The 16372-nt window shown below is 57.0% G+C and carries 11 protein-coding genes; 6 read left to right on the top strand and 5 right to left on the bottom strand.

Features of this window, described 5'->3' with window-relative positions; genetic code table 11:
* Positions 1–265 precede the first annotated feature (265 nt).
* Together B2R17_RS23670 and B2R17_RS23665 are read right to left on the bottom strand one after the other, a co-directional pair.
* On the bottom strand, positions 266–1261 hold the full coding sequence (locus B2R17_RS23670) for a DNA integrity scanning protein DisA nucleotide-binding domain protein (protein ID WP_008660854.1): 996 nt from the start codon (positions 1259–1261) through the stop codon (positions 266–268).
* A 135-nt stretch (positions 1262–1396) separates the two neighbouring features.
* Positions 1397–2728 carry a hypothetical protein gene (locus tag B2R17_RS23665; RefSeq protein ID WP_339886747.1) on the bottom strand — a complete coding sequence of 444 codons (1332 nt, stop codon included), beginning with the start codon at positions 2726–2728 and terminating at the stop codon, positions 1397–1399.
* A gap of 26 nt (positions 2729–2754) precedes the next feature.
* Here B2R17_RS23665 and B2R17_RS23660 point away from each other — a divergent pair, with 26 nt between their 5' ends.
* Entirely contained in the window at positions 2755–3315 is a 561-nt protein-coding gene (locus B2R17_RS23660; RefSeq protein ID WP_286765954.1) for a shikimate kinase, read from the top strand.
* Between the two features lie 111 nt (positions 3316–3426).
* Here B2R17_RS23660 and B2R17_RS23655 read toward each other — a convergent pair whose 3' ends face one another.
* Positions 3427–5340, bottom strand: a complete 1914-nt coding sequence (locus B2R17_RS23655) for a DNA gyrase/topoisomerase IV subunit B (protein ID WP_008660858.1) — start codon at positions 5338–5340, stop codon at positions 3427–3429.
* An 88-nt stretch (positions 5341–5428) separates the two neighbouring features.
* Positions 5429–7906: a DNA gyrase/topoisomerase IV subunit A gene (locus tag B2R17_RS23650; protein WP_008660859.1), complete on the bottom strand. Its 2478-nt coding sequence runs from the start codon at positions 7904–7906 to the stop codon at positions 5429–5431.
* Positions 7907–8239: 333 nt separating this feature from the next.
* On the opposite strand from B2R17_RS23650, the gene B2R17_RS23645 reads away from it, so the two are divergent.
* From B2R17_RS23645 to fliD, 3 genes are all read left to right on the top strand, one after another.
* Positions 8240–8788: a hypothetical protein gene (locus B2R17_RS23645; RefSeq protein ID WP_236618487.1), complete on the top strand. Its 549-nt coding sequence runs from the start codon at positions 8240–8242 to the stop codon at positions 8786–8788.
* Between the two features lie 98 nt (positions 8789–8886).
* The gene (locus B2R17_RS23640; protein WP_008660861.1) at positions 8887–9267 is read left to right on the top strand and encodes a hypothetical protein; all 381 of its coding nucleotides are present in this window, start codon (positions 8887–8889) and stop codon (positions 9265–9267) included.
* Positions 9268–9817: 550 nt separating this feature from the next.
* Positions 9818–12199: a flagellar filament capping protein FliD gene (gene fliD, locus B2R17_RS23635; protein WP_286765953.1), complete on the top strand. Its 2382-nt coding sequence runs from the start codon at positions 9818–9820 to the stop codon at positions 12197–12199.
* 28 nt (positions 12200–12227) lie between these two features.
* Here fliD and ispF read toward each other — a convergent pair whose 3' ends face one another.
* Positions 12228–12725 (bottom strand): 2-C-methyl-D-erythritol 2,4-cyclodiphosphate synthase, encoded by a 498-nt coding sequence (ispF, locus tag B2R17_RS23630; protein ID WP_286765952.1) that lies wholly within the window; start codon positions 12723–12725, stop codon positions 12228–12230.
* 398 nt (positions 12726–13123) lie between these two features.
* On the opposite strand from ispF, the gene B2R17_RS23625 reads away from it, so the two are divergent.
* Together B2R17_RS23625 and B2R17_RS23620 are read left to right on the top strand one after the other, a co-directional pair.
* Positions 13124–14455, top strand: coding sequence for a peptidylprolyl isomerase (locus tag B2R17_RS23625; protein WP_286765951.1), 1332 nt, complete (start codon positions 13124–13126; stop codon positions 14453–14455).
* A gap of 159 nt (positions 14456–14614) precedes the next feature.
* Positions 14615–16039, top strand: a complete 1425-nt coding sequence (locus B2R17_RS23620; RefSeq protein WP_008669297.1) for a Gfo/Idh/MocA family protein — start codon at positions 14615–14617, stop codon at positions 16037–16039.
* Positions 16040–16372 lie beyond the last annotated feature (333 nt).

Genomic DNA, 16372 nt, shown 5'->3' with positions numbered 1-16372 from the left:
GACGCCGTTCAGGCGTACGCGAGGGTGAGGGCCGGGCATGGGAAGTGGCGTATGTTGCCCACCCCGGAAATCTCATAGAACGATTGTTTTCGGTCCCATTTCACTGTGCGATCTGCGCTCGCAAGACGTCACGAACACAGCATTTAAAAACTGCACGGCCCTTTCCTTAAAGGAATCGTGGGCGACGCTTACTCGATCGAAAATGCCAACTCGGCATAAATTCAGAGGCAAGCCCACCTGGACCTGCCTCACTAACGCACGCCGCTTAGTTTTCGTCGGCTGATTGCGGCGGTGGCTCGAAAGCAAACTCCTGCCACTTGATCGCTTTGTCCATCGGGACGATCTGCAGGATCAGGAAGCCGTTCTGATACAACCTCACCGTTCCGGTCGATTGGCTGACCACGACCGAGACCGCTTTGGTCTTCCGCGTGATCGCGGCGGCCGCCCAGTGTCGCGATCCGAGGCCCTTTGTCATCTTGAGGTCTTCGTGTGAAACCTCCAGCATCTGACGGCTTCGTTCAATGATGCCATCGGAGGTGACCACAAAGGCACCATCAAGCTGGGCAATCTCCTTGGCATCTTCCTGGACCTTGGGGTCGAGGATGTTGCGGTGCTTTTTGTTGTATCCACGAAAAGGGTCCGCTCCGCTATCACTGGCGTGCTCCAGGACTCGGCGGTGATCCCCAACCACGAACATCGTTCCGACGGCTTTGCCTTCGCGGCCCTCTCGGCCAATTTGCGATGCCAAGTCGACGACGGCTTTGATCGTCTTCAGCGGAACGCTGCTTTCGAGCGTCTGCAGATCGCGAACGGTGAATCGACGCATCCGCTCATCAAGTTGCAGGTGACTGATCGAATCCAATCGGCCTTGTTGGAACCCGCTGTACACCGCGACGACTTCGCCGTTGGTTTTGATCAGCTCATCCGCGGCGGCTTCCAACAAAGCTTCTTGCAACCGTTCCAGCAGCGGAGCCTTTTCTTTGTTCAGTGCCAACGGCTTCAGACCAGCTTCAGCAGCACCGTCCAAATCTTCGATCGTGTCGACGGCGACGATGACCACGTTCTCGTTGGCTTCGGTCAGTTCAGAAATTCGCTTCCAATCGGTGCTGCCATCGAGCAACAACAAAAGCGCATCCGCGTTCCGATCGGCTCGAAGTGCGACGGCGGCCGAGATCATCGCGGCATTCTGCTTGGTCAAACGTTGAGTGGCCATCGAGTCTTCAGCGGCTCCGGATTCAATGCGGTCGACCAAGGGGAACAATCAGTGTTCACCACTTTAGTCCAACCGAGTCCGCATCCAAAGAGGACCGAGACCGTTTGAGGCCCGTTTTAGCCCGACTTTTGCGTCATTTCCGCTCAAGCGTCACCGATCGGTGCCATCGGTCTGACACGCCGCCTATGCGAATTCGATTGCGTTGTCGCGAGCCGTGGCGTCTCCGGCCGACTCGTTCGTTTCAGTGTGTTCAATCAAACCACATTGTTCCAACACGATTGTCATGTGCATGTCATGACGCCGGCTGACCTTCAACAACACCACGTCGTCGTCATCGGCTTTTACGTGAATGGAGTGAGTCAGCCATCCGCGAACCAATCGAGGTGAGGAGCCACATTGCAGAACATGCCCGTCGCTTCCCAATCCCCATGACAGCGGCGACCAAGGTGTCGCGGGAGTCAACAACCATCCCTCGTCTCCACGACGCAATCGCAAACAACTTTTCGCGGGAAAGGGACCGACGGCACTTTGTGCAAACACGATCACACCGCGTGGATCCGGTGTCGCGAATCCGGGCCAAATTCTTGCCAGGACCGGGTCCAGCAACATCGTTCGGTAGAACTTCACCCGGCGGGCGGCCCAGCGAAAAATCAACGCTGCAACAAACAGGATCGCGAAGTTGAAGACGGTCGCCAGCGTGGGACTCAGCGCGTACACGGCCATCAAAGCCGCACAAAGCGATTTGTTGCAGACCTCAAAGATGGCATCGACGGTCGGAAACGGAGTCAGCCAAACCAGAAACTCGAAGAAGAACTTGACGCTGTTGATCACCAGCATGTTGACCGTCATCGCGACCAGCAACAACGCGTTGGCGGTGAAGCTGAAAATCCCCGCCGTATAGACCGGCATCGCTTCGGCCGCCAACTGAGCCTCGTCGGTTCCAACCGATTCCGCTGTCATCGAAGCGGTGATTTTGATCGCCAACAAAATGACGATGACTGAATATGCTTCCAGCTGATCCATCGCCTGAGCAAACGGTTTGCTTACCTTGGACAACCGAGGAACGCTGGTCAAAACCGCCAGAACGGAAAAGACCGCGAACAGCGGAACGCTGCGAAGTGGCCCGGCTGATCCCAACAGCGCGTTGTCGGTGATCCAGTCCGGTCCCCAGAGCGACAAACCCGATAGACAAGCAACGCCAAAGAAAGGCGAAAGCGCCAGCGGAGCGAGCGGGCCCAACCAATCCGCCAGGTGCAACTGATCCGCCCAAGCCGTCGCGGCGGCGATGTCCCGCGTGTCGAATTCTCCTTCTAGAGCATTCGGTATGTCATCGGCGTCAACTGCGGATCGGGTTCGAGAGAGAGAATCCGATTCCATTTCAGCGGTCTCATCGCTTGCCACTTGGGCACGATCGCTCTGCCCGGTGGCATGAACAGCCAACCCGATGATCAGCACCACGGCCAATGTCACTTTTGCAATCCAACTCATCTCATTCCCTTCGGACTTCTCAATCAAACCGTGGGCTGGTAGCGTTTCGCATCATGAACAACGACGAAGTGAAACCACAGCACCTCTATTTGACCGGCTACCGCGGGTGCGGCAAAAGTACGCTTGCGAAACTTTTAGCGCAGAAGCTGTCGCTGCCAGCCGTCGACTTGGACGATGTGATCGAATCGACCGCAGGGAAATCGATCGCCGAAATCTTCGCGGAGGAAACCGAAGTCGGTTTTCGCGACCGGGAAGAAGCTGCGTTGGTGGAGGTTGCCAAGCGACCGACACACGTGATCGCACTCGGCGGAGGCACTATCCTCCGCGAATTCAACCGGAACATCATCGCAGGCTCAGGCTGGTGCGTTTGGCTGGACGCGGAACCAGAAATCTTGGTCGCACGGTTGGCGGGTGACTCGACCACTGCCGATCGTCGACCTTCGCTGACTGATCAGTCGGTGTTCGATGAAGTCCAATCGGTAATGACGAAGCGTGAACCGCTCTATCGTGCGTCGGCGAACTTGCGAGTTAATACCAGCCACCGGACCATGGACGAGATCTTGGCGGAGGTTTTGAAGGCTTTGCCGTCCAGCATCGGACGAGCCCCGAACTAGACCCAGATCGACGGTCTTGGAAGACCATCGTACGAGGCGGGGTTGTACGATGGTCTTCCAAGACCGTCGCTGGAGCGTGGATTCGACGGGTTCGGGAACCCATCCTACGGTCTAGACGTCAATTTCGCTGGCGTCTTCGGCTCGTTCCATGATGAAGCGGAACCGGGCCGATGCGTCGCGTCCCATCAAGTCGCTGATCGTACGATCGGTTTCCAAGTGGTCATCGATCTCGACCTTCAACAAAGTTCGCTTGGTCGGATCCAGCGTTGTGTTCCAAAGAACCTTGGGCATCATCTCCCCCAATCCTTTGAAGCGTGTGATCTCTGGCGTCGCTCGACCATTGTGCTCGGCCAAAATCCGCTCGCGGTCTTCTTCGTCGGCTGCCCAAAACGTTTCTTTGCCGATGTCGATTCGATACAGCGGCGGAACCGCGATGAACAACCGACCGTCCGCGATCAAGGCTGGCATGTGACGGTAGAAGAACGTCAGCAACAACGTTGTGATGTGGTGACCATCGCTGTCAGCATCGGCCAGCAAGATGATGCGGTCATAACGCAAGTTCGCCAGGTTGAGCGACGGACCGATGCCGCAACCGAGAGACGCGATCATGTCCTGAATTTCTTTGTTGTCCAGAATCTTCTTCAGCGTCGCCGACTCGGTGTTCAGCACCTTTCCTCGCAGCGGGAGGATCGCTTGGCAGTTTCGGTCGCGGCCTTGTTTGGCACTCCCGCCTGCCGAATCACCTTCGACGATGAACAACTCGGACTTGCCTTTGCCTCCGGACACGCAATCCGAAAGCTTGCCTGGCAACAACGTTCGCTTCGAACCACCTTTTCGCGAAACCGCTTCGCTTGCGGCACGCGATGCGGCGCGAGCTCGTGCGGCGGCGACAATCCGCGCGATCACCGCATCGGCGACCGAGGGATTGTTGTTCAGCCATTGTTCCATCGCACTTCGGACACCTGATTCAACCAACCCGTGAGCTTCGGGGTTGTTCAAGCGATCCTTCGTTTGACCTTGGAATTGAGGCTCGGAGACAAAGATCGAAACAATCGCGATCAATCCTTCGCGGATGTCTTCGTGCGTGATCTTCACACCGCGAGGAGTCAGGCTGTGCGTGTCTATGTGGTTTCGAACCGCTTTGACAACGCCGCCTCGAAAACCGTTTTCGTGGGTGCCGCCGCTGCCGGTTGGAATCCCGTTGACGTAGCTGCGCACATGTTCGTCAGTCGATTCCGTCCACTGAAGGGTGACTTCGACCCGGTCGTCATCATCAACCCGGTAGGTGAACGGTGCTTCGTGAATCGTGCGAGCTTCACGTTCCTTAATGACTTTCCCAAGGTAATCCACGATGCCGTTTTCATGCAGAAACGTATCGCGGGTCTTCGCGACTTCGTCGATGTAAGTGACCTTCACACCGCGATGCAGAAAGCTGGCCGTTTCCAACCGCTGCTTGATCGTGTCGCCGTTGAACGTCGTTCGCGGAAAGATCGTCGGGTCGGGCGTGAACGTGATCGAGGTTCCCGTTCCACGAACGGTGCCACGGAGCTTCTGCAGCTTTGAAGTCGCTTGACCACGACTGAAAGCCATCCGGTATTGGACGCCATCACGTTTGACAATCGCGACGAGTTCTTTGCTGAGCGCGTTGACGACCGACGCACCGACACCGTGCAGACCACCAGACGTCTTGTAGTTATCGCCTTCGAACTTGCCGCCGGCGTGCAAGACCGTCAGCACCATTTCCAAGGCTGATTTCTTCGTCTTGGGGTGTTTGTCGACGGGAATCCCACGACCGTTGTCGCTGACCGAAATCGTTTCGCCGTCTTTATGTAGAGTCACCGTGATCTCAGACGCGTGACCGTTCATGGCCTCGTCGACGGAGTTGTCAACGATCTCCCAAATCAAGTGGTGAAGACCAGCAGAGCCGACACCACCGATGTACATGCCGGGACGCTTGCGGACAGGCTCGAGGCCTTCCAACGCGGTGATGTTTTTGGCGTTGTATTCTTTCGGTGCAACGGACATGAAGTGAAGACGTTGAAAGTCGAAGGATTGATTGAGTGAATGCGTTCAGGCTGGCCGCCCGAACATCGTTTGGCCACGCGAAATTGCGTCAGTCTTCAAAAACCGGAGGCGGCTCGATTGGGTCGCGAACGATCTCCGCGATCTTGCCGTTCTTTTGCAGTTCGATGCCGCGTCCGCCGCGTGATGTCGTTCGGTACTTGGCCGTCGAAACCGTTTTCTTCGCACCACGATTGGTCACCACGTTCAGCAAATCGCGGTCACCCGTCGAAGGTTTGAACCCGAGCAACTTGTCGCTCGCCGCCAACTTCAACAGCAGCACACCTTTGCCGGCGCCGGACAGATAGTTGATCTCATCGGCAGGACACACCATCGCTCTTGCGTCCGCAGAGACAGCCAAGACGGTTTCGGTTCCCACGATCGGAACAACATCGACGATGCTGGCCCCTGGTTTCACGCGAGCGAACTTGCGGCCGGCGCGCGTCGATGGTTCCGCAAATGGCTGCAAACCAAATCGCAAGGCATACCCATCCGTCGATGCGGCAAGTGCGTGCGTCGCAGGATAGTACTGGCCCTTGGGGTCTTCGCTGATGTCGCCAAGAATCCGCGGGTCCATCGATAGAGCCGCGATGATTCGTTCGCCGTCTTTAAATTTAAATAGCTTCTGAATTGGCTCGCCAAATCCCGTCGACGCAGGAATGTCGATCATCCGCGCGGTGTAGCAAACGCCCAAACTGCTGAAGAACGCGAGGGTGGATCGCGTGTTTCCAGCGACACACGCCAGCACCGCGTCGCCCTGACGCAGACGACTCTTGGACGGATCGGCGATCTGTTTTTGCCGTTTGACCCAGCCGTCGACGGTGACCATCACGTGGCAATCTTCGGCGACGATGAAGTCCTCTTCGGTGTACTCCACCTCCTCCGTCGGCACCACGATTGTGCTGCGTCGGCGACCTGCGGGAGTGTTGCCGTAGTCTGAGATCAGTGACTGCAGTTCTTCTTTGATGATCGCCCAACGGCCGGACGACGTGTAATCGTCGCGGTCATCTGCGAGCAACTTGTTGATCTCGTCGACGCGTTTGCGTTTCTTTTTCAGTTCGTCCAGCACGACGTTGATTTCCAAACGTGCCAAGCGATACAGCTTCAGTTCAAGAATCGCATCGGTTTGTTCCGCGTCGAGTCCGTTCGAAGCTTGCCTCTTGCGACGTGCTTGGGCTGGCGTGAGTTCCTTGACTGGGAACCGCTTCATGATCTTTTCCGCCGCGTCGGCTTTGCCTTCGCTGCTGCGGATGATTTTGATGATCTCGTCGAGAGCATCGAAGATCAACGCCAAGCCTTCGAGGATGTGAATCCGTTTCTCGAGGGCTCGTAATTCGTTCGTCAATCGCGCGGTCAGCACATCCAAACGGAAGTGCAAGAAGTACCACAGGATCTCTTTCAAACCGAGACGCTTTGGTGCACCGACTTCTGGATTTTCCGTCGGCGTCAAACAGGTTAGGTTGACGTTGAAATTGGTCTGCAGCGGAGTGTGCTTGTAGAGATACGCGAGCACCTTGTCGGCGTCCGCGTTCTTCTTCAGCAACAGATCGACCCGAATGTCTTCGGTCGACAAGTCGCGAACTTCTTGCACGAGAGGCAACTTGCTGCTGTAGACCAGCTCAGCAATTCGCTCCACCATCGCGGCTTTGTTGACGCCGAATGGGATCTCGGTGATCCGGAGCGTGTCGCCCGTGCGAGACTTCTCCGCAACCTCAGCAACGCCACGCAGCTTGATCGTGCCAGTTCCCGTCGCATAGATTTCGCGAAGTTCTTCTTTGGTGTTCGTGATGTGCCCGCCCGTCGGGAAGTCGGGACCTTGGATCGCGTCGCCGGCGACCAATTGGTAGTCCTTGATTTCCGGATTGGCCAGCAACTTCAAAAGCGCGTTGCAAACCTCTTTCAAGTTGTGCGGCGGGATGTTCGTCGCCATCCCGACCGCAATTCCCGTCGCTCCGTTGACCAGCAAGCTGGGAACACGTGACGGCAGCACGACGGGTTCTTCGCGGGTGCCGTCGTAGTTTGGTTTGAAGGCCACCGTTCGGCTGGACAGATCCGCCAGGACCTCCGACGCGATTGGCGTCATGCGGCACTCGGTGTATCGCATCGCAGCGGCGTTGTCGCCGTCGATGCTGCCGAAGTTGCCGCTGCCGTCGATCATCGGCATCCGCAGAGAAAACGATTGGCTCATCCGAACCAGCGCTTCGTAAATCGAGCTGTCACCGTGGGGGTGATAGTTACCCATCACGTCGCCGACGACCTTCGCACACTTTCGGTGCTTGGCAGTCGCGTCGAGCCGCTGCTGCGACATCGTGTACAAAATCCGCCGCTGAACCGGTTTGAGTCCATCGCGGACATCCGGCAGCGCTCGGCTGGTGATGACCGACAGCGAGTAATTCAAATAGCGATCTTGGGCCGCGAATCGCAGCGGAATGTTCTGAATCTCCGCCAACAGCGATTCATCGAACGGATCGGCTTTGCCCCGTTTGGAGCGACTGGATGCGGAACTGGATGTTTTGCGACGTTTCGCCACGCGGAATCAACCTAAATCGTTGGGGACGTTCGTTGTGAGGAGCTGAGAACAGGAAGCGGATGAAAAGCGGACTTGCAGATCAGCCTGCGAGTTTGGGGGTTATAGCGACCGCGGGGTTGTTAGCGAAACCGCGGATTACTGCGTTTGATTCGCATCGGTCGCCGAATTGGTTTGGAAAAGCTCGTCTGAGCTGGGCGAAACGTGCCTCCTGGGCGAACTTCCCCAACTGTCGCGATCATCACGCCGCAACAGTATCGGCTGTTTTTCCTCTCGATTCGCGTCGAAACCAAAAGCCAGACACCTGGTCCGTCGTCGTTCGAGGAGGAACGCGAGATGAAGCGAAATTGGAAAGCAGCCGTAGCGACGGCCCAAACAATCGCCACACAAATCACCCGCCGCTCACGCACCGTAGCAGCGATCGCCATCGGCACCGCTAGCATCACCTTGCTGGCTCCCGCCGCGATGGCACAAGGCGAACACATCGTCAGCTCGCGAGTCGTCAGCGACACCGTCGTCGGCACCAGCGAAACCGGCGGCTGTGCAAGCGGCGATTGTGGTGGAGCGACCGGCGAAGTCGCCGTGCAAGGCCGCGAGTATGGACAGCCCGACCTGTTCTACAACTACTACACACAAGGCCCGGCCAACGCAGCGAACGCACAAATGTACGTGTCGCCTGTGCCGGTTCCTCCAAATGTCGGGCAGACCTACCTGACGTATCAGCCTTTCTACCCCCACGAAATGCTTTATTGGCACAAAGACCGCTACCACAACTACTATGACAATGGTCGTGGAATGAACCGAACTCGAGCGATCTATTACAGCCCACCGGTTCGTCAAGCTGCCAGCAATTTCTACTGGAACACGTTGCGTTTGCCTCGCTGATCCAGCCACCTGACTCATTGGTAGAACGGACTCCCCCTGTCCGTTCGTCGCAGCGAATTGTTGCTACCAAATCCACCGTCCTCGAGGATCCCCGAGCCATGAAACGCATCGTCCTTTGTCTCGCCGCCTTGGCTGCTTTCAGCGGCTTGGCCGGTTCAACCGAAGAAGCCCAAGCTGGTGACCCTTACGCGGTGACCCAAGTTTGGAACCACAACTTCGCTCAAACACGTGCTTGGCACGGAAACTACTACTACGCACCGTACGGGCAACCGACGGCACTGGTCGTTCCGCCAACCGCACACCTTCGACAAACGTATTCGTGGGGCGTCAGCCAAAACACGAATCACCCGATTTATCACCAGTACGGTCGCAGCGCCAGCACACCAGGGGCTGCTGCTCCGGGTCGTTTCCAACCGACTCCGAACTGGCCAAGCCACACGGACCAATTCGGCGTGTACTACGTCCGAGGCCCTTGGTGAGCAATCACTTTGTGTGACACGAACAACTGCTGATTCACTAGTGCGGCTTTGACCGTTTCCAGTATCAGCAACGACGACATTTCGGGACGGTGTTCCCGCCGAGTCGCCTCGTCCGGGGGTGATTTGGCGGAGACACCGTCTCGTTTTCTATGCGCCAAGCGAAGCAGTCGGCCCAGTTCGACCTTCAAACATCGCGGCATGCGCTGACTAGTAGCGATGCGGTGGCCTCACGCAGCATGGTCCGAATCGCCCACATCCGGCGCATTCGGCAAATCTCTCTCAGACCGCCTGTTTTCCCGTCGCTGCAGGACGGTTGTTCAGTGCTCCGGCTGCCGACACGTCGATCGCGACCTAGGTTTCAGTGTCACAATCCAGCGATTGCGCAATTGAACGCGTTCGACACCGAACCGAGAAATTTCCGTCGGACATTTGATACACAGTCCGAGCGTCGAAGAGTGGACCAAACAGGCCGACTTTGCCGATGAGAAGATTGTTGGATTGAGACGAAAGCCTTTTCTGTCTCACAAATTCACGTGTTCCTTGGTGCGTCATGGCTCGTTTGCAATCATCGATCGGATTAGTCACCGGTACCGACATCGTCGGGACCGTCGACCAATTGATGGCGATCAATGCGCAACCACGCGACCGAATTCTGGCCAAAACAGAAGAACTGCTCGGCCAACAGCAACAAATCGCTTCGCTGACCGCATCGGTCATCGGTGTGCAACTGGCGGGTGATGCGCTCGGTTCGTCCGCGCTGTTCAGCAGCAAGAACGCGACGACATCCAACGAAGACGCTCTGTCGGTTTCGACACGCGATGAAGTCACCAATGGAAGCCACCTGGTACGAACGCTTCGTACCGCTGCCACGCACAGTGTTTCCTCCGCCCAAAGCTTCAGCTCATTCGACGAAGCGTTGAGCCTGGCGGGTTCGCTCACGATCAAACCCAGCGGCTTTGTTGACACCAAGGTCAGCCTTTCGCAACTGAACAATGGTTTGGGCGTCGAAGGCGGATCAATTCGATTGACCGACCGCAGCGGCGCATCGGCCGAAGTCGATCTTTCGCAAGCTCGAACAGTCGACGACGTTCTGCAAGCGATCAACGACGCTGACGTTGGCATCCAAGCCACAACGTCCGGCGGAAAGATCAAGCTGATCGATCAGACCGGCCAATCCATCAGCAACCTGAAAGTCGAACAACTCGGAACCGCGGAAACGGCAGCCGATCTTGGATTGCACGGAATCGACGTCGCCGCGAACAGCGTTGACGGCAACGACATCCCGTTGCCCGATGGCGTGGATTCACTCAACGGAGCCAGCCTCTCGCAACTGGGCGGCGGCAATGGGCTAGGCACGCTCACCAGCCTGGACATTCAAACCGGCGACGGCACATCCGCCAGCATTGATGTGTCCGGTGCAACATCGCTCAACGAAGTGATCGACGCGATCAACGGCAGCGGACTCGATGTCATCGCCCGAATCAACGACGCCGGCAACGGTTTGCGAATTCGTGATGTGTCCGGCGGTCCCGGTACGTTTGAAATCAGCTCGTCAGACGACACCGCAACCAGCCTTGGTGTCGCCGCATCGACGACCGACGACATCGTCGTTGGCAAAGACCTGAACCTGCAATCGGTCACGCTCGAAACAAAGCTCTCTGAACTGAACTCCGGCGACGGTGTCGGATCGGGCAGCTTCACGATCCGCGACAGCAACGGTGCAGTCGGCGGTATCAACTTGGCGGTGTCTGAGATTGAAACAGTCGGTGAACTGATCGATGCGGTCAACGCGTTGGACATTGGTGTCGAAGCCGCTTTGAACGAATCCGGCGACGGCATCGTGATCACCGACACCGCGGGCGGCGCCTCATCGTTGACGATCACCGATACCGGCGAAGGAAAAGTCGCAGCCAACTTGGGATTGGCGGGCACCGCCGACGCGGGAACCAGCTTGGTCGGTAGCGAATCACTGACCATCGAGATCACCGAAGACGACACGCTTGAATCCATCGTCGAAAAGATCAACGCATCTGATCGCTACGCCGATGCGTCGGTCGTGTCGAACTCAGACGGCTCCTATTCGTTGCAAATTCGCAGCAAAAAGGGCGGCGAAGTCGGACGCATCTCAGTGAACCTGGACGGCGTTGACCTGAACCTCCGAACAAATTCAAAAGGACAAGACGCCCTGATCTCCATCGCCACCGACGGCGGTACCGAACGCTTCATGACGTCGACCGATGGAGTCTTCGAGGACGAAATCAGCGGATTGAACCTGACGGTCAAAGAGTTGTCCGAGGATCCGATCACCGTCAACGTCGACGACGATCCTGACACGATTGTTTCCGCCGTCAAACGTTTCGCCGATCAATACAACAAACTGATCGAAAACATCGAAGAGGTCACTTTCTTCGACGCCGAAGCAAACGAAGTCGGTTTGCTGTTTGGGTCCACGGAAACGCTCCGCATTCAAAACGGCTATTCGCGTCTGTTGACCGGTACCGTTCCACTCAGCAGTGGTGATTCGATTCGTTCATTCAGCCAAATCGGCGTTCGAATGGATGAAAACGGTGAACTGCAAGTCGACGAAACAAAGCTCAAGGCGGCTCTCGCAAATGACATCGACGCGGTCGAGCAATTCTTCAATAAGACCAACGATGACGATGAGAACATCGGCATGGTGGGGCAACTGAAGAAGCTCGCTGACACCTACGCCGGTGCGGACGGCGGAATGCTGATTCGCAAAACGCAAACGCTCAGCGCCCACATCGAACGCAACGACTCTCGCGTTGAATCAATGAACGATTTGCTGGAATCACAACGGGAACGTTTGCTGAAGCAGTACTACGACATGGAACAAGCGATCGCGAAACTTCAGGCGAACACATCGTCGATCGGCGCGATCGAGTACATCGGCCCCGTTGGATCTGAGTGATCAAGTTCGCCGCAGCGATCAGCTTCAGCTAACGGCGGCTGAGCATCACGACCACGCGTGCCGCGATCGCTTCGCTGCGACCGACCGCGTCGACACCCTCTCCCGTCTTCGCCTTCAACCCCACTTGCTCGATCGTGGTTTGAAGCATCTCGGCAACCACGGCCCGCATCGAATCAATGTGCGGAGCCATCTTTGGTTTCTGAGCCAGGATCACGGCATCGACGTTATTGATTTCGTAGCCTGCAACCTGGACGCGGCGAAGAGCCTCCTGCACGAAGTCGCGACTGTCACGCCCGCGATTTTCGTCGGCATCATCGGGAAACAAACGCCCAATATCCGGTCCCGCAATCGCGCCCATCAAAGCATCGGTCACGGCATGCAACAACACGTCGGCGTCGCTGTGGCCAATCGCATGGAATTCGCCCGGGACATCCACGCCTCCAACCCGTAGCGGACCAACTGGGCCCAACCGATGCGAGTCGTATCCAAGGCCGATTCGAAAAGCGAGTGGTGGCGTTTTGGTCATCAATGGTACCGTCTGAAAACCTCATGGGCTGTTTCGGCGTTCGCCCCGGTTGGCCGAGGGACGGTGGCTGGCGCCAAAACAGCAAAAATGTCGGAAGCAAGTTGTCGGATTGCGCTGCTTGCGTGCTTCAACGGGCAGCCTCGCTTTTCCGCTGAAAGCCTAATCCTTGGACAAGAACAAACCATCCCCCGAGTTCTTACGTAACTGCCGAGCAAGGCTCGCTATCGCCCCATTTGTCGCTCATTTTTGATCCACCACGGGCCTTTCGCGAAAGCGCCCGATTTGGTGTGCTTTCTAGCTCATTCGAACGTTCTATATCCTCGGCTTTTCGCATGTTCGCTTTCTCGAACCCACTTTTTCGACGTTCGCGCAGACCAGCGTCCGCTCTGACCGCCACGATGCTGATCGCCGGATTGAGCCTGAGCTGCCAAACGGGCTTGATCGGCCAAGCCTTCGCCCAGCCTCCAGGATCGGAAGGGGCCGCCAGCGAGCCGGAATCTGCGGCTCCCTCGAATGAGGCCGCGCCATCGACCGACGGAGTCGACGGCGGGCGAATCAAAGATGATCCCGAGATGATCGCGAAAACGATGGCGGAGATGCCGGAGGACATCCGGAAAGACGCGGAAGAAATCTACGCGGAATTCCGGTCCACTCACGAAGAGCTGCTCGACTCCATGTTGAAGCTTCGCGAGATCCACATTCGGTTCAACAACGACGTCGATCGCAGCCGCGAAGCCACAAAGGCTTTCCGAGAACAACAGCACAAGACATGGGACTTGATGCAGAAGCAAATGGAAAACTCGGTCAAGGTTTTTCGTTTGCTACCCAGCCCCGAGGCGGCCAGCTACATGGTCACGATGGTTCAGCACCATTTCGACAATGATATTTACGACCGGACAACGTTCGAAGCCGCAGCAAGACTGATCGACATCGGCCAGAACTATCGCTACCTCTTCCTCACCGCCGCTCGCGCCGGCATCTCCACCGGCAACTTCGAAACGGCCCGAAAAGTCTACGAATCGCTCCAGCCCGACGAACTGGAGAAAGTCGACATGGCCAACAAACACTTCCTCGACTTGCTGGAGAAGCAATACAAAGAAGAAACGGAGCGGATGGAAAAGATCGACCGCGACGCGTTGCCACAAGTCCTCTTCAAGACCACACGAGGCGACGTGTTGATCGAGCTCTATCCCGGCGAGGCTCCATCGACGGTTGCCAATTTCATCAAGCTTGTCGAAGAGGGTTTCTACGACGGCATGGATTTCTCGCAAGTCGTTCCTAACATGCTTGCCTTGTCAGGTGATCCGACCGGAGACGGGCGCGGCAACAGCGGCAAATTCCTGATGGACGAACACGACAACGAGAACTCGCACCATGCCCTTCGCGGTTCGGTCGTGATGGCAAAAATTCCGATGGGCGAAGGCCGCTTCATCGAAAACTCGGCCAGCTCTCAATTCGCGATCTTCTTTCTGCCTGTCACATCGGCATCCAGTCAACAAACCGTTTTCGGCCGAGTGATCGAAGGCATGGACCGTGTCAGTGCCATGCGCCGGAAAGATCCTTCCAAGACCGACGAGAAGAAAATTCAGCTGCCACCCGATGCAATCATCTCCGCCGAAGTCGTTCGCAAAGGACCGGAATTGCCCGAACCAGAGTACGTCGACGTGGAAGCCGAACTGCGAAAAGCTGAGGAAGCTGGTCTGATCAAGCGAAAAACGCCGGCCAAATAGGCGATCCGTCGCCGGAATTGTTGGGTGAAGCCCGCCATCCGTTGGTTCGCAGGTTCCACCTGGGTTAAACTGTGACCAACACAACGCTGGCTCTCGATATCACCCGCTCCCACCTCGCCGACACCCCGCGTCGCTGTCATCCCACCTCGCGAACACTTCATGCCTGAACGAACTTCCGCTCGAAACGAGTGTCCGCCATCGAACCAGACGGCGGATCAACCGAGTCCCGCGTCCCAGCGGTCTGCCGCTTTGCAGCAACGAGCGAGTCGTCGTACGTTCATCCAAAGCGGCGGCATCATGCTGGCCGGCGGCAGTGTTTTGGGCACGAACCTGAGCGTTGCTCGTGGTGCTCACGCGTACGGCGATGACACACTCAAGATCGGACTGATTGGCTGCGGCAGTCGTGGCACCAACGCGGTGATCCAAGCCATGAACACCGACGGTGCCACTCGGCTCGTCGCGATGGCGGATGTCTTCGAGAGCAACGTTCAGTCCGCTTACCGAGCCATCAACAGTAAACACGGAAAGAGCGGATCGACCGGCAAACGTGTCGCGGTGGAAGGGGCTCGTTTCGTTGGTCTGGACGGATGGAAGCACGTGCTGCAAAGCGACGCTGACATCGTGTTCCTGACAACGCCTCCGGGCTTTCGACCGCTTCACTTCGAGAAAGCCATCGAAGCCGGCAAACACGTCTTCATGGAAAAACCCGTCGCCACCGACGCTCCCGGCGTTCGACGTGTTCTGGCCACCAATGAGATCGCCAAGCAAAAAGGTTTGGCCGTCGCCGTCGGTTTGCAACGTCACCACGAAGCTCGCTATCGCGAATGCATCGAACGACTCCACGCTGGCGCGATCGGTGAACCGGTCTTTGCACGAGCCTACTGGAACGGCGCGGGGTCTCGCCTGCGTTCCAAACCCAAAAACGTTTCCGAACTCGAATACCAACTTCGTCAGTGGCAGCACTTCAATTGGATCGGCGGCGATCAAATCGCTGAACAGCACATCCACAACTTGGATGTCATCAATTGGTTGCTCGGCGAACACCCCGTGTCGGCTCAAGGGCAAGGCGGACGAGATTCCCGATCCGATCAGAAACTCGGCGAAACATTCGATCATCACATGGTCGAGTTCACTTACGCCAAGGACGTGCGGTTGCTCAGCCAATGCCGCCACATTCGCGGCTGCTGGAACAGCGTCAGCGAACATGTTCACGGAACGCAGGGCAGTTGCGACATCAGTGCTGCGGTCATTCGTGATCCCAGCGGCAAAGTCATTTGGCAGAGCTCGCAGAAACCGTCGAAAGATCGCGGTTGCCAACAAGCCCAACACGACTTGTTCGCCTCACTTCGAAAGGGCGAGATCCCAAATGAAGGCGACTATGGCGCAACCAGCACCATGACCGCAATCATGGGACGAATGGCCAGCTACTCCGGCAAGATCGTTCGTTGGAACGAAGCTCTGCAAAGCGATCAAATGCTCGCTGATGTTGATGCGATGCAATCCTTGAACGACATCGCGCCGGTCCAACCTCTTCCCGACGGCAACTACGAAGTCGCAATCCCCGGCCAAACCAAGGTCATCTAAGCAGACTCCGCACGAGAACGATTGCTTAGATGCCGGAACCGTCCGTGTCGCAACGACCAGCCTCTAGCTGGCTGTTGATTGAGTCATCTACCGAATGACAACAATCAGCCGATGGGCGTTAGCGTGGGCTGTACAATCTTTGGTATGGACACCGGAATTGGCATGGATTCTTGAGGCGGTTTTCTGTCTTCGGTCACCTCTCCCCGGCGGAGGTCGTGCAGTTATTTGATGCCGCTTTTCGGCAGATCTACACACGACGCACCTCTCCCGAAACGAAGTTTGGGTAGAGGTCGAGCGACGCCGCTCAGGCGTACGCGAGGGTGAGGGCCGAGC

The organism is Rhodopirellula sp. UBA1907 (assembly GCF_002337565.1).
GTDB classification, from domain to species: Bacteria; Planctomycetota; Planctomycetia; order Pirellulales; family Pirellulaceae; genus Rhodopirellula; species Rhodopirellula europaea.
Note: the sequence above shows the minus strand (reverse complement) of the source record. Positions and strands in the feature narration are given on the sequence as shown.